General features: G+C 69.4%; 4 protein-coding genes and 2 pseudogenes. 4 read left to right on the plus strand and 2 right to left on the minus strand.

Annotated features, from left to right (window positions below):
- Positions 1 to 18 precede the first annotated feature (18 nt).
- Positions 19 to 624 carry a hypothetical protein gene (locus tag QEG98_RS23280; protein ID WP_316562863.1) on the minus strand — a complete coding sequence of 202 codons (606 nt, stop codon included), beginning with the start codon at positions 622 to 624 and terminating at the stop codon, positions 19 to 21.
- 146 nt (positions 625 to 770) lie between these two features.
- Here QEG98_RS23280 and QEG98_RS23285 point away from each other — a divergent pair, with 146 nt between their 5' ends.
- Positions 771 to 974: a hypothetical protein gene (locus tag QEG98_RS23285; protein WP_140792976.1), complete on the plus strand. Its 204-nt coding sequence runs from the start codon at positions 771 to 773 to the stop codon at positions 972 to 974.
- 24 nt (positions 975 to 998) lie between these two features.
- Here the strand turns inward: QEG98_RS23285 and QEG98_RS23290 are convergent, their stop codons facing one another.
- Positions 999 to 1,943, minus strand: a complete 945-nt coding sequence (locus QEG98_RS23290) for an arginine deiminase family protein (protein WP_316562864.1) — start codon at positions 1,941 to 1,943, stop codon at positions 999 to 1,001.
- A 194-nt stretch (positions 1,944 to 2,137) separates the two neighbouring features.
- Here QEG98_RS23290 and QEG98_RS23295 point away from each other — a divergent pair.
- The 3 genes and pseudogenes from QEG98_RS23295 to QEG98_RS23305 form a co-directional block, all read left to right on the plus strand.
- Positions 2,138 to 8,413: pseudogene (locus tag QEG98_RS23295) on the plus strand (aminotransferase class III-fold pyridoxal phosphate-dependent enzyme); the annotation flags it as partial.
- A 149-nt stretch (positions 8,414 to 8,562) separates the two neighbouring features.
- A complete protein-coding gene (locus QEG98_RS23300) occupies positions 8,563 to 10,365 on the plus strand; it encodes an amino acid adenylation domain-containing protein (protein WP_316562865.1) in 1,803 nt (600 codons plus the stop codon).
- Positions 10,366 to 10,414: 49 nt separating this feature from the next.
- Positions 10,415 to 13,801: pseudogene (locus QEG98_RS23305) on the plus strand (amino acid adenylation domain-containing protein); the annotation flags it as partial.
- Between the last annotated feature and the right edge of the window lie 21 nt (positions 13,802 to 13,822).

Genomic DNA, 13,822 nt, shown 5'->3' on the forward strand with positions numbered 1-13,822 from the left:
CCGCACTCTACGCAAAGCCTAGCGCCAATCCACGAACAACCCGACCATCGGGCCACCTACGAAGAAGCGGGCAAGGCTGCGGCGCTTGTAGCCAAATACCTCGGCATACCCCACAGCGAGCCCACCGGCGATGTCCCCGAACTGGTAGCCCAGGTGGACGCGGCCCTCGATGAGGCCCGCCACGCGCCGGTCCTTCTCCAGCCCGCCGTCGAAGTCCGCGCCGTAGAAGACGGGACCGCCGGTGACCTGGAAGCCCCAGTGCACCTGGCCGGGCAGGTGGTTCCGGTAGCCCACACCCACCTGCGGGCTGTGCTGGTAGAATGAGCGCACCGCGTTCTGCGGCTTGCCCTCCTCGGCATCGGGGAACGCGAGCCCCCACGACAGACTGCCCTCCAGCAGCAAGGCGAAGGCGTCCTTGCGGTCCTGGTAGAAGGTGAACTGCCACTGCACCTTCGTCTGGGAGGCCACCAGGCCATCCTGGGCGCTGACCCCCAGAAGCACGCCGCGAGGCGCCCAGGCGGGCGTCGGAGAGCGGTGCTCCGGAGGCCGCCGCGCCTCCTGCGCGCCCGCGGAAGAGGCCAGACCAAGAACACCAACCAGCAGAACGGGGAGCTTGCGGAGCATGGGAGCCTCTTCCCGCCATGGCGCGGCCCGCTTGTCAACGGACTGTTCGTTTGGTTATGACGCGCCTTTGTTACCTTCGGATGGGCCCAGGCCGGGGATGTCCTCCCGGAACCGCTCACCGCGGGGCACAAGGAGCTGAACCCCGCATGCCAGTCGTGACAGTCCGGGCCGGAAACAAACAGCGCCCGGGTAGGTTCGACGTACTCGTCCGTAAGACCACGGAGAAGGTCTCCGACCTGCTGGAGGAAAGTGACAGGGTGCTCGTGGTCTACGAGCAGGGCTGCGCGAGCCTCTACTATGAGCGCGAAGGCGACATGCCCCACCCGCCCACGGTGAACCGCCCTTCCTGAGCGCGAATCGCCGGCGGTCCTTCGCTACACCGCGCGCCGGCGCAGGGGCATCGTAAGACACCGGACGCTGCCGTTGCCTCGCTCCAGCGCCTCGATGTCGACGCTCGCCACCTCGATGCCGGCCTCCTTCGCCAGAGGACGAAGGCCCACCGAGGCGCTCTCCGAGGCGAGAATCAGGTTGGGCCCCACGTAGATGAAGTTCGACATGAAGCCGCTCTCCCCTTTCGGCTCGAAGGGGATGACGCGGCGGCCCCGCTGGGCGAAGTAGCCGTCAAAGGGCTCCCAGTGCGGCGCCACGCCCTGTGCGAACACCTGGATGGGCGTGTGGCGAAGAAAGGCCCGCGCCACCACCGCCCGCGGCCCAAGCACGTTGAAGGCCAGATCCAGGTGGATGATGCCCAGGTTCTCCGGGATGCGGACGACGGCGGCCTCGCGGAAGCCTGAACGCCACGCCAGCTCCAGGAAGGGTTGAAGCGCCCGCGCGTCGCTGCGCAGCCCCACGTTGACCAGCAACCGCTCCGCGTCGAGCACGAAGACGTCCCCGAACTCGATGCGCGCGGACGTCGCGACCTCGTCGCTCGACAGCTCCGGCTGGAGTTGGGACAGCGCGCGGTGCGCCACGTCGAACTCCGCCAGCCGCACGGGAAAGGCCGCAGTGCCCGTCACCAACTGACGCCCGAGCACCGCCGCGGTATCGCGGACAAACACCCGGTTCACCGTGGTGTCGCTCACCGCGCGCTCGCGCTCCGGTAGCAGCTCCCACAGGTCAATCGTCTGGCAGCCGAGACGCGTCAGCGTGTCCCGCAGGCGGCCAAAGGCGTCCTCCGCCTCACTGCGCGTGACAGGCCGCATGAAGCCGACCGCCGCCACCTCCTCCGCGCTGGTGACGTCCAGCGCCGCGGGCCGGAACACCGCCACGCAATCCAACTGGCCTGATTCGGACCAGCACTCGAACTCGCTGAACGCCATCTGCAAGCACCTGTCGTCACAGCGGTGAGTCAGCCCTGACTCCTGGCGCCGAGACCCCACCTGGAAAGCGCCAACCCCTGCCTGAGCGCTGGCACCAGAAATTTACCTCGGAACTCCGTCAAGACTAGTCGGATTCAAAACGATTTCATAATAATCCAGATCTGCAGGATTACACTCTAGGTCCGTGCTTTTCCATGAAGTCATCCTTCGGTGTCTCACAGGCCCCTGTGGATTCCCCTCTGGTCTCCGGTGTGTCCGGAGACCGCACGCGCGATGAAATCGCGGCGTGGCTTCGGGCCTACGTCGCCGAGTCCGCCGAGCTCACGCCCGAAGAGGTCGCCCCCCAGGAACCCTTCGTTCGTTACGGGCTGACGTCGAAGGACGCGGTGTTCTTGTCGGGTGAGTTGGCGGACTGGTTGGGCCGCGACGTGTCGCCCACCATCCTGTGGGAGCACCCCACCATCGACGCGCTCAGCCAGGCGCTCGCCCGTGGCACCGGGCCCGTGACGCAAGCGCCCGCGACGCCCGTCACCGAGGCCGCGCAGGACGACGCCATCGCGGTGGTGTCGCTGGGGTGTCGCTTCCCGGGAGCCCCGACGCCAGAGGCATTCTGGGCGCTGCTCCAGCGCGGCGGGGATGCCATCACCGAAGTCCCCGCGGACCGTTGGGACGCGGCGAGCCTCTACGCGCCGGACGCGTCCACGCCCGCGACGATGAACACGCGATGGGGCGGCTTCCTCGAAGATGTCGGCGCGTTCGACCCGCTCTTCTTCGGCATCTCGCCTCGCGAAGCCGTGCGGATGGATCCGCAGCAGCGCCTGCTCCTGGAAGTCGCGTGGGAGGCACTGGAGCGCGCGGGACAGGCACCGCAGGGACTCCAGGGCAGTCGCACGGGCGTCTTCGTCGGCATCAGCACCAGCGACTACGCGCAGCGGCAGTTCGGCGACCGCGCCTTGTTGGATGCGTACGCGGGCACTGGCAACGCGCACAGCATCGCGGCCAACCGGCTGTCGTACGTGTTGGGCTTGCGCGGTCCGAGCATGGCCGTGGACACCGCGTGCTCATCCTCGCTCGTCGCGGTGCACCTGGCCTGTCAGAGCCTTCGCGGCCACGAGTGCGACCTGGCGATGGCGGGCGGCGTCAACCTCATCCTGTCGCCCGAGCTCACCATCGCCTTCTCGCAGGCGGGGATGATGGCGGCGGATGGACGTTGCAAGACGTTCGACGCGTCGGCCGATGGTTACGTGCGCTCGGAGGGCTGCGGCATCGTCGTCCTTCAGCGCCTGTCGGACGCGCTGGCCTCGGGCGCGCCCATCCTGGCCGTCATCCGCGGCTCGGCCGTGAATCATGACGGGCTCAGCAACGGGCTCACCGCGCCCAGCGGCGCCGCGCAGCAGGACGTCATCCAGCAAGCCCTCCGTCAGGCCCGCCTGTCGCCAGTACAGATTGGCTACATCGAAGCCCACGGCACGGGGACGCCGCTGGGCGATCCGATTGAACTGGCGGCCCTGAGCGCCGTGCTGTCTCCGGGGAGGACGGCGGAGCAGCGCTGCTTCATCGGCTCAGCGAAGAGCAACATCGGCCACCTGGAAGCGGCGGCCGGCATCGCGGGGTTGATGAAGGCGGTGCTGGCCCTGAATCACGGCGAGATTCCGCCGCAGGTCCACCTGCGCGCGCTCAACCCGCACATCGCCTTGGATGCATCCCGATTCCCGATTCCAACCCGCCGGGAGCCTTGGCCCCAAGCGCCCAGCGCGCGTGTCGCGGGAGTCAGCGCCTTCGGCTTCGGTGGAACCAACGCCCACGTCATCCTGAGCGAGCCTCCGCCGCGTCCCGCGGATGCACCTCGCGTCCCTGAACGCGACAGCCACGTCCTGACGCTGTCGGCCCGGAGCGATGCGGCCCTGCGGAACATGGCCCGGCAGTACCAGGAGCACCTGCTACGGCCGAACGCCCCCGCGCTGGCGGATGTCTGCTTCACCGCGAACACCGGCCGCAATGCGTGGCCGCATCGGCTCGCGCTCACCGCGAACTCCCATGCGGAGCTGGCGTCACGGCTCGAGTCCTTCGCCCAAGGCCACGCCGTGCCCAGGCTGCATCAGGGCGAGGTGCAGCGTGGCGCCGCGCCGCGAATCGTCTTCCTGTATCCCGGCCAGGGCACCCAGTACCCCGGCATGGGACGGCAGCTGTTCGACAGCGCGCCCGTCTTCCGTGAAGCCCTGGAGCGCTGCGATGCGCTTCTCCGTCCACACCTGGATGTCCCGCTACTCTCGGTGCTGTTTCCGACGACGGACGCCACCGCGCAGCTCATCCACCAGACGCGCTATACCCAGCCGGCGTTGTTCGCGCTGGGCCATGCCCTGACGGAGCTGTGGCGTTCGTGGGGCGTGGTGCCCGACGCCGTCATGGGCCACAGCGTGGGCGAATTCACGGCCGCGCACGCGGCGGGCGCGCTTGGGCTGGAGGAGGCGATGGCCCTGCTGGCCACGCGCAGCCGGCTCATCCAGGCACTGCCCCAGAACGGCGCCATGGCGGCTGTCCTGACGGATGAAGCCACGGTGCGCATGGCGTTGGAGAGCGAGGCCCTGGTGGACGTCGCCGCCATCAACGGGCCAAGGCACGTCGTCATCTCCGGTGAGCGCGAAGCGGTCCAGCGCATCACCGTGGCGCTACAGGCGCAAGGTGTCGAGTCGCGACCGCTCACCGTCTCCCACGCGTTCCACTCGCCGCTGCTGGAGCCGATGCTCGATGGCTTCGCGCAGGTAGCCCGCGTCCTGCCCGCCCATGCGCCGCGGCTCCCGCTCATCTCGAACGTCACGGGCGAGCGGATGTCTCAGGCCCCCGACGCCGCCTACTGGCGACGGCACGCGCGCGTTCCTGTCCAGTTCTTCAAGAGCCTCCAGACGCTGACGCAGGCGGGCCCCGCGCTGTTCATCGAGATGGGCCCGCACGACACGCTGCTCGGCATGGCGAAGCGTTGCGTTCCCGAGAGCGCGAGCCTGTGGCTCCCCAGCCTGCGGCGTCAGCAGGATGCCTGGGAGACGCTGCTCGACAGCCTCGGTGCGCTGTACACGCGCGGCGTCGCCGTCCCATGGAGCGCAGTGGACGCGGACCGTCCGCGACGGCGTGTCCCGCTGCCCACCTATCCCTTCGAGCGCCAGAGGTACTTGCTGGACTCCGCGCTCCCCTCCCCTGCCCACAGCCCGACGATGATGACCCAGACCTCTGCCGCAGCGCCCGTCGTGTCACGCCAGGAGCGCATCCTCACGGAGCTCCGCGCGGTCGTCGCCTTGCTGCTCCAGGCACCTCCCGAGAAGCTCGACCCGCGCATGTCCTTCCTGGAGATGGGCGCCGACTCCCTCGTGTTGCTGGACGCCATCCGCAACGTGGAGAAGCGCTTCGGCGTGAAGCTGGCCATCCGTCAGCTCTTCGAGGAACTGACGACGCTGGACGCACTGGCGAGCCACCTCGACCAGACGCTGCCCGCGAGCTTCGCCCTGAGCTCCGCGCCAGCCGCGACGAGCGTTCCCGCGCCGCTCCCCATGAGCGCGCCTCCCGCCGCCGCGAACACGCCCTCCGCGCCTCCGGGAAGCGCCGTCGAGCAGCTCATCCAGCAGCAGTTGCAGCTCATGGCGCAGCAGCTCGCGCTCCTGGGCGGACGTCCCTCAGCGCCGCTGCAGCTTCCCGTCGCGGCGCAGGAAGCCCCCACCCCCAAGGCAGTGCCCACGAACACCGCGAAGGCTGGAGGCGCGTCACCCTTTGGCGCGGGGCCCAAGTCCGGCACGCCCGAGCGCGAGCTCCCCGCGGTACAGCAGCGTCACCTCGACGCGCTCATCGCGAAGTACACCGCGCGCACGAAGCGCTCGAAGGAAGCAGCCGTCCGCTACCGGTCGAAGTGGAGTGACGTGCGGTGGCTGATGAACTTCCGCGCCGAGCTGAAGGAGGTCTGCTACCCCATCGTCAGCGTGCGTTCGAAGGGCTCGCGGCTCTGGGACGCGGATGGCAACGAGTACATCGACTTCTCCATGGGCTTCGGGGTGCACCTGTTCGGTCACAACCCGCCCTTCATCGTGGAGGCGCTGCAACGACGTCTGGCGGAGGGCATGGAGTTGGGCCCCCAGTCGGACCTGGGCGGGCAAGCCGCGGAGCTGCTCTGCGAGCTGTCCGGGATGAAGCGCGTCACCTTCTGCAACTCCGGCACGGAGGCGGTGATGACGGCGCTCCGGCTGGCGCGCGCCGCGACGGGTCGCACGAAAATCGTGATGTTCACCGGCTCCTACCACGGCCACTCCGACGGCACGCTGGTGGTGGGCCGCATGGTCAACGGCGAGCCCCAGTCGCTGCCCATGGCGGCGGGCGTGTCTCCCAAGGTCGTCGAGGACGTCCTCGTGCTGCCCTACGGCGAGGACCGCACGCTGGAGCTCATCCGCGAGCACCTTCACGAGCTGGCGGGCGTCCTCGTCGAACCCGTGCAGAGCCGCCGTCCCAATCTCCAGCCACGGGCCTTCCTCCAGGCGTTACGGACGATGACGCGTGAAGCAGGCGTGCCCCTCATCTTCGACGAGGTCATCACCGGCTTCCGGCTCCATCCGGGTGGCGCCCAGGCGTGGTACGGCATCGAGGCGGACCTGGTCACCTACGGCAAGGTGCTCGGTGGTGGCATGGCCATTGGCGCCGTCGCGGACCGCGGCGGATTCGTGGACCGCATCGACGGAGGCGACTGGAACTACGGTGACGCGTCCTACCCCGCTGTCGAGACGACCTTCTCCGCGGGCACGTTCTGCAAGCACCCGCTGACCATGGCGACCACGGTGGCCACGCTGAGCCACCTCAAGGCCCAGGGGCCAGCGCTCCAGGAGAATCTGAGCCGCCGTGCCGCGGGGTTGGTCGCTCGTCTCAACGACATCTTCCAGCGCGAGCAGGCGCCCATCGAGGCGGTCCACGGCGGCTCGGTGCTGCGCTTCTCCGCCGCGGGCAACACCAGCTACCTGTACCAGTCGCTGGAGATGGACCTGTTCTTCTGCCACCTCATCCAGCGCGGCATCTACATCTGGGAGGGGCGCACGTGCATGCTCTCCACCGCGCACTCGGACGAGGACCTCGACACCATCGTCCGCGCCGTCACCGAGACGGTGGCGGACATGCGCGCGGGCGGCTTCTGGCCACGCACCACACCGCCCGAGCCCACGCGCGTGGAGGCGCGCACGCTGCCGATGACGGAGGCGCAGCGACAACTGTGGGTGCTCGCCCAGATGAACGCCGGCGGCTCCATCTCCTACAACCTGTCGATGAGCCTGCGGCTCGAAGGCGTGCTCCAGCCCGAGGTGCTCCAACGCGCCATCCAGCACGTCGTCGACCGGCATGAAGCCCTGCGCATCCACGTCCACGAGTCCGGCGAGCAGCAGACCGCGGCCGCTTCGCTGGCGCTATCCCTGGCGCTGCACGACCTCTCCCCCCTGCCCGAGCTGGAGCAGGCCGAGCGCCTCTCTGCCTGGTACGAGCAGGAGAGCAACACGCCGTTCGACCTGCACCGCGGTGCGCCCTTCCGCGCCAACCTGCTGAAGCTGGGTGCCCAGGAGCACGTCCTCGTCCTCACCGCGCACCACGTCGCGGTGGACGGCTGGTCGCTGGGTGTCATCGTCCGCGAGATTGCCGCGCGCTACACCGAGCTCCGGGGAGGCAAGAGCACCCCGCCTCCACCCGCGATGCAGTGGGGCGAGTACGTGCAGTGGCTCCAGCAGCAGGCCGGAACCAAGGAGCAGACGGCCCACGAGCGCTTCTGGCTGAGCCGGCGCGTGGAGACGCTGCCCGCGCTGGAGCTGCCCATCGACCATGGCCGCCCCGCGCACCGCAGCTATCAGGGTGCCCGGCAGACGCTGCGACTGGACCGCGCCACCACCCAGTCCCTGCGGGAGGCGGCGGCGCAGCAGCAGTCCACGCTCTTCATGCTGCTGCTCTCCGTCTACACCACGTTCCTCCACCGCCTGACGGGCCAGGACGACGTCCTGGTGGGCATCCCCACCGCGGGCCGGGGAATGGAGGGCAGCGAGGGGCTGGTGGGCTACTGCTCGCACCTGCTGCCCATCGCCAGCCACGTTCAGGGCGAGCAGACGTTCTCCGACTACGTCCAGGGCCTCAAGCAAGTGCTCTGGGAGGCGTATGAGCACCAGGACTACCCCTTCGCCCTGCTCATCAAGCGCCTGGGACTGCCGCGCAGCACGAGCCACACCCCGCTCGTCAGCGTCACGTTCAACCTGGAGCGCCCCCTGGGGAACCTCCAGATGGACGGCCTTCGGACGCACTTCGTCCCGCAGCCCGTGCGCTACGCCGCCTTCGACCTGAGCCTGAACGTCATCGACGCCGAGGACGGACTCGTCCTCGACTTCGACTACAACACCGACCTGTTCGAAGCGGCGACGCTGTCCCGCTGGGCTCAGGGCTTCCGCACGCTGCTGTCAGGCGCGCTCGAGCAGCCGGAAGCGCGCATCGCCGACCTGCCGATGCTCACCCCGGCCGAGCGCCGCAAGGTCGTGGTGGCGTGGAACCAGAACCAGGTGGGCTACCGAGAGGATCTGCTCACTCACCAGTTCATCGAACAGCAGGCCGCCGCGAGGCCGGCGTGCACGCGGTGGAGCTGGACGGCCAGTGCATCACCTACGCCGACTTCAACCGGCGCGCGAACCAGCTCGCGCACCACCTGCGCGGCCTGGGTGTCGGACCGGGCGTGCTGGTGGGCGCCTTCATCGACCGCTCGCCGGAGATGCTGGTGACGTTGCTGGCCATCCTCAAGGCCGGTGGCGCCTACGTGCCGCTGGACCCCGCGCACCCGGTGGAGCGGCTGCGCTTCCTGCTGGAAGACGCGCGCGCGGCCGTGCTGGTGACGAAGCAGTCCCTCGCGGAGCGGCTGCCTGCGCACACCGCGAAGGTCGTCCACCTGGACACCGACGCCGTCACGCTGGCGTCTCGCCCCACGGAGAACCCGCCCAACTCCGCAACGGCCACGTCCCCCGCCTACGTCATCTACACCTCCGGTTCCACGGGTGAGCCCAAGGGCGTCGTCATCAGCCACGGCCAGATGGCGGTGCACTTCCAGGACATGCAGCTCCACTTCGAGTTGACCGAGCGCGACCGCGTGTTGCAGTTCGCCTCGTTCAACTTCGACGCGTCCCTGGAGCAGATTCTCCCGACGTTCATGACGGGCGCCACGTTGGTCCTGCGCGGCAACCAGGTCTGGACGCCCGAGGAGCTGGCCCGCCGCGTCGTCGAACAGCGGCTGTCGGTGATGAACTTCCCCACGGCGTACTGGCAGCAGCTCACGCAGAGCTGGGCCGAATCGCCGCCAACCATCGGTGCCCATGACTTGCGTCTGGTCATCATCGGCGGCGACACCGTGCTGCCCAAGGTGCTGGAGCTGTGGCAGCACGGCCCGCTGGGCAACGTGCGCACGCTCAATGCCTACGGCCCCACTGAGACGCTCATCACCGCGACCACCTTTGACATTCCCAAGGGCTGGAGCGCCACGCGCGTCCCCATCGGCCGGCCGCTGTCGAACCGCCCCTGCTATGTGCTGGACCGGCATGGCGCGCCCGTGCCCATCGGTGTGGCGGGCGAGCTGCACATCGGCGGACCGCTGGTCGCGGCGGGTTACCTCCACCGCCCGGAGCTCACCGCGCAGCGCTTCGTCCCGGACCCATTCAGCGACGACCCGGCGGCGCGCCTCTACCGAACCGGAGACCTGGTCCGCTACCGGCCTGACGGCACGCTCGAGTTCCTGGGACGCAGTGACCACCAGGTGAAGGTGCGCGGCTTCCGAATCGAGCTGGGAGAAATCGAGTCCGCGCTGAGCGCGCACGAGCACGTCCAGGAAGTGGTCGTCACGGTCCGCGAGGAGCCGGGCGCGCTGGCCGGACATGACAAGCGGCTGGTGGCCTACGTGGTGCCCTCCGCGCGGGGCAGCGTGACCCCTGTCACGCTCCGCCAGTTCCTGCTGGAGAAGCTGCCGGACTACATGGTCCCCGCCTTCTTCGTCGTCATGGAGGCCATGCCTCTGACGGCCAGCGGGAAGCTGGACCGCAAGGCGTTGCCCGCGCCCGACCCGGAGGCCAGCGCGCCCACGCGGCCCTTCGTCGCACCGCGCACGCCCACCGAGCAGACGCTGGCGGAGGTGTGGATGAAGGCCCTGCGCCTGCCTCGCGTGGGCATCCACGACGATTTCTTCGAACTGGGCGGTGACTCGCTGCTGGCCACGCAGGTGGCCTCGCGACTGCGGGACGCGCTCAAGGTGGAGCTGCCGCTGGAGCGGCTCTTCAAGCAGACGACCATCGCCGGGCTCGCGGAGCACGTGGACACCATCCTGTGGGCATCACGTGCAGCCGAGGACACCAGCGTCAGCGGCGCGAGCCGTGAAGAGGGGGAGCTGTGAACACAATCGACGGACTGTTGACCCGGCTGCGCCAGCAAGACGTACGGCTGTGGATGGAAGGCGAGCGCCTGCGCTTCAACGCCCCTCCGGGCGTGATGACGCCCGACCTGCTCGGAGAGATGAAGTCCCGCAAGGAGGAGCTGGTCTCCTTCCTCCAGCAGGTGGGCCAGTCACTCCAGGGCGCCGCGGACCTCATCCCCGCCGGCCCTCGCGATGGAGCGCTGCCGCTGTCGTCCGGCCAGCAGCGCATGTGGTTCCTGGAGCAGTTCCAGGGCCCCAGCGGCGCGTACAACATGCCCGCGGCGCTGCGGCTCGAAGGCGCCCTGGACATCGCGGCGCTTCAGCGGAGCCTGGACGAAATCGTCCGCCGGCACGAGGTGCTGCGCACGAGCTATGGACAGCACCAGGGCCAGCCCTTCCAGCGCGTCTTGCCGCCCGCGTCCGTGACGATGCCCGAGGTGGACCTCCAGCACCTCCCCGCCGACGCGCGACAGGCCGAGGTCCGGCGGCGTGCGACGGAAGAGGCGGGGCGCCCCTTCGACCTGTCGCGAGACCTGCCCCTGCGGCTATCCCTGCTGCGGTTGGACCCACGCGAGCACGTACTGCTGCTCACGATCCATCACGTCGCCTGCGACGGCTGGTCCCTGGGCGTCCTCATCCGCGAACTGGCGGCGCTCTACCGCGCGTTCAGCACGGGCGAGCCTTCTCCCCTTCCCGAACCCACCCTTCAGTACGGTGACTTCGCGCGCTGGCAGCAGGAGCGCGCCACCCGTGGCGACCTCCAGCCGCACCTCTCCTGGTGGCGCGACCACCGGCCGGCGCCCCTGCGCTGCTGGAGCTACCCACCGACCGGCCGCGCCCCGCGAACCAGCGCTTCCACGGTGCGACCCATCGCTTCACCGTGCCGGCGGAGCTGACCGCCCGGCTCAAGCAGCGGAGCCGCGAGTCAGAGGCCACGCTGTTCATGACGCTGCTGTCCGCGTTCGGCGTGCTCCTGTCCCGAAGCAGCCGGCAGGAGGACCTCGTCATCGGCACGCCCATCGCCAACCGGGTGCCCCAGACGGAGCCCCTCATCGGCCTCTTCGTCAACTCACTGCCGCTGCGGCTCCAGGTGGACGGCGCGCGTCCGTTCTCCGAGCTGCTGGCCCGCGTGCGCCAGGACACGCTGAGCGCCTACGCGCATCAGACGCTGCCCTTCGAGCAACTGGTCGAAGCACTCCAGCCCGCGCGCGACCCGAGCTACTCCCCGCTGTTCCAGGTGCTGTTCACGCTCCAGAACACGCCGTCCGAGGTCCTCTCGCTGTCCGGCCTCACGCTGGAGCAGTTGGAGTTCGAGAGCGGCACCACGCAGTTCGACCTCTCCCTATCGATGGCGGAGACGGCGCAGGGGCTGGTCAGCGAGCTGAACTACAACACCGACCTGTTCGATACGACCACCGTCGAGCGGATGTCCGGCCACCTCCTCACCCTGCTCGCGGCCATCGCGGAGAACCCCACCCGGTCCGTGAACGACCTGCCCCTGCTGACCGGGCCGGAGCGCCTGCGACTGCTGCGGGAGTGGAACGACACCGCGCTCGACCTGCCCCTGCCCGGCAGCCTCCACGGCCTCTTTGAACGGCAGGCCGCGCGCCGTCCGAACGCCACCGCCGTGCGCTTCGAGTCGCGCGCCCTGACCTACCGGGAGCTGGATGAACAGGCGAACCGGCTGGCGAACCACCTGCGCCAGCTCGGCGTAGAGCCGGGGCACCGCGTGGGCATCTTCCTGGAGCGCTCGGTGGAGCTGCTCGTGGGTTTGCTCGGAATCCTGAAGGCGGGCGCGGCGTATGTGCCACTGGACCCGCTGTATCCGCCGGACCGGCTGGCGCACATCCTGGATGACAGCGGCGTCTCACTGCTGCTGACGGAGACGGAGCTGGCCGCACAGGTCCCCGCCTATCGCGGCAAGTGCATGGTGCTGGCCGAGTCCTCCGGCGCCCCCACGACGCCGCCCCAGGTGACGCTCGCGGGCACGAACCTGGCCTATGTGCTCTACACGTCCGGCTCCACGGGCCGCCCGAAGGGCGTGGCCGTGCCGCACGCCGCGGTCGTCAACTTCATGGCGTCCATGCAGCGGGCGCCTGGGATGACCGACCAGGACACGCTGTTCGCCGTGACGACGGTGGCCTTCGACATCTCCGTGCTGGAGCTCTTCCTGCCCCTGAGCGTGGGCGGCAACGTCGTCATCGCCAGCAGCGAGACGGCCGTGGATGGCACCCGGCTGCTGCGGGCGCTGGCGGAGAGTGGCGCCACGGTGCTGCAGGCAACGCCTTCCACGTGGCGGATGCTGCTGACGCTGGGGTGGAAAGGCAGCCCCACGCTGAAGCTCCTCTGCGGTGGAGAGGCGATTCCCTCCGAACTCGTCGAGCCGCTGTGCTCGCGCGGCGCGTCCCTGTGGAACATGTACGGCCCCACGGAGACGACCATCTGGTCCACCACCACACGCCTGGAGCCGGGACGCCGCATCACCCTGGGCCGTCCCATTGGCAACACGCAGGTGTACGTGCTGGACGCGGCCATGCAACCGGTGCCCATGGGCGTGACGGGCGCGCTGTACATCGGCGGGCACGGCGTGGCGCAGGGCTACCTTCACCGTCCGGACCTGACAGCGGAGCGCTTCGTACCGGATCCCTTCGGACAGGTACCGGGCGGGCGGCTCTATGCCACAGGTGACCTGGTGCGCGCGCTGCCAGACGGCACGCTGGAGTACTTGGGCCGCGGCGATGGACAGGTGAAGCTGCGCGGCTATCGCATCGAGCTGGGAGAGATTGAAGCCCGACTGGCGCAGGTGCCTGGCGTCCTGGAAGCCGCTGTGAAGCTGTGGGACGTGTCGGGCCACGCGGAGCTGGTCGCCTACGTGCGCCCCGGCACCGAGCCCGCTCCCGATGCGCTGACGATCCGCCAGCACCTGGCCTCTCACCTGCCGGCGTACATGCTGCCGAGCCACTTCGTGACGCTGGAGTCCTTCCCCCGGACGGCCAACGGCAAGCTGGACCGCAAAGCGCTCCCCGCGCCGTCAGCGAACCAGCGCGCCTCGGCGGCCTACGAGGCGCCGCGAACGCCCATGGAAGTCCAGCTCGCGGCCATCTGGCGCGACGTCCTCGCGGTGGAGCAGGTCGGCGCGCGTGACAACTTCTTCGACCTGGGAGGCCAGTCGATGAAAGCCGTCCAGGTGGTGGCGCGCATCCAGGAATCCTGCAAGGTGGACGTGTCACTCCGCGTCCTCTTCGAGCACCCCACGCTCGGCGCCTTGGCGAAGCACCTGGAGACACTCCAGCAGCCCGGTGCACCCGCCGCGCCTCCGCCGCTGGTGGCCCGGCCCCGGCAGGCCCGCCGTGTCCAGGCCGCGACGCGTGCCGAGCTGAACCTCCCTGACTCGACTTCTACGAAGAAGGAGTAGCGCCCCGGGTCCACGCCACGA

The organism is Myxococcus sp. MxC21-1 (assembly GCF_032612255.1).
GTDB classification, from domain to species: Bacteria; Myxococcota; Myxococcia; order Myxococcales; family Myxococcaceae; genus Myxococcus; species Myxococcus virescens.

What these genes read in the sequence shown, in the direction of transcription:
- QEG98_RS23280 (WP_316562863.1), bottom strand. Translation starts at nt 624, where the DNA reads ATGCTCCGCAAGCTCCCCGTTCTGCTGGTTGGTGTTCTTGGTCTGGCC.
- QEG98_RS23285 (WP_140792976.1), top strand. Translation starts at nt 771, where the DNA reads ATGCCAGTCGTGACAGTCCGGGCCGGAAACAAACAGCGCCCGGGTAGG.
- QEG98_RS23290 (WP_316562864.1), bottom strand. Translation starts at nt 1,943, where the DNA reads ATGGCGTTCAGCGAGTTCGAGTGCTGGTCCGAATCAGGCCAGTTGGAT.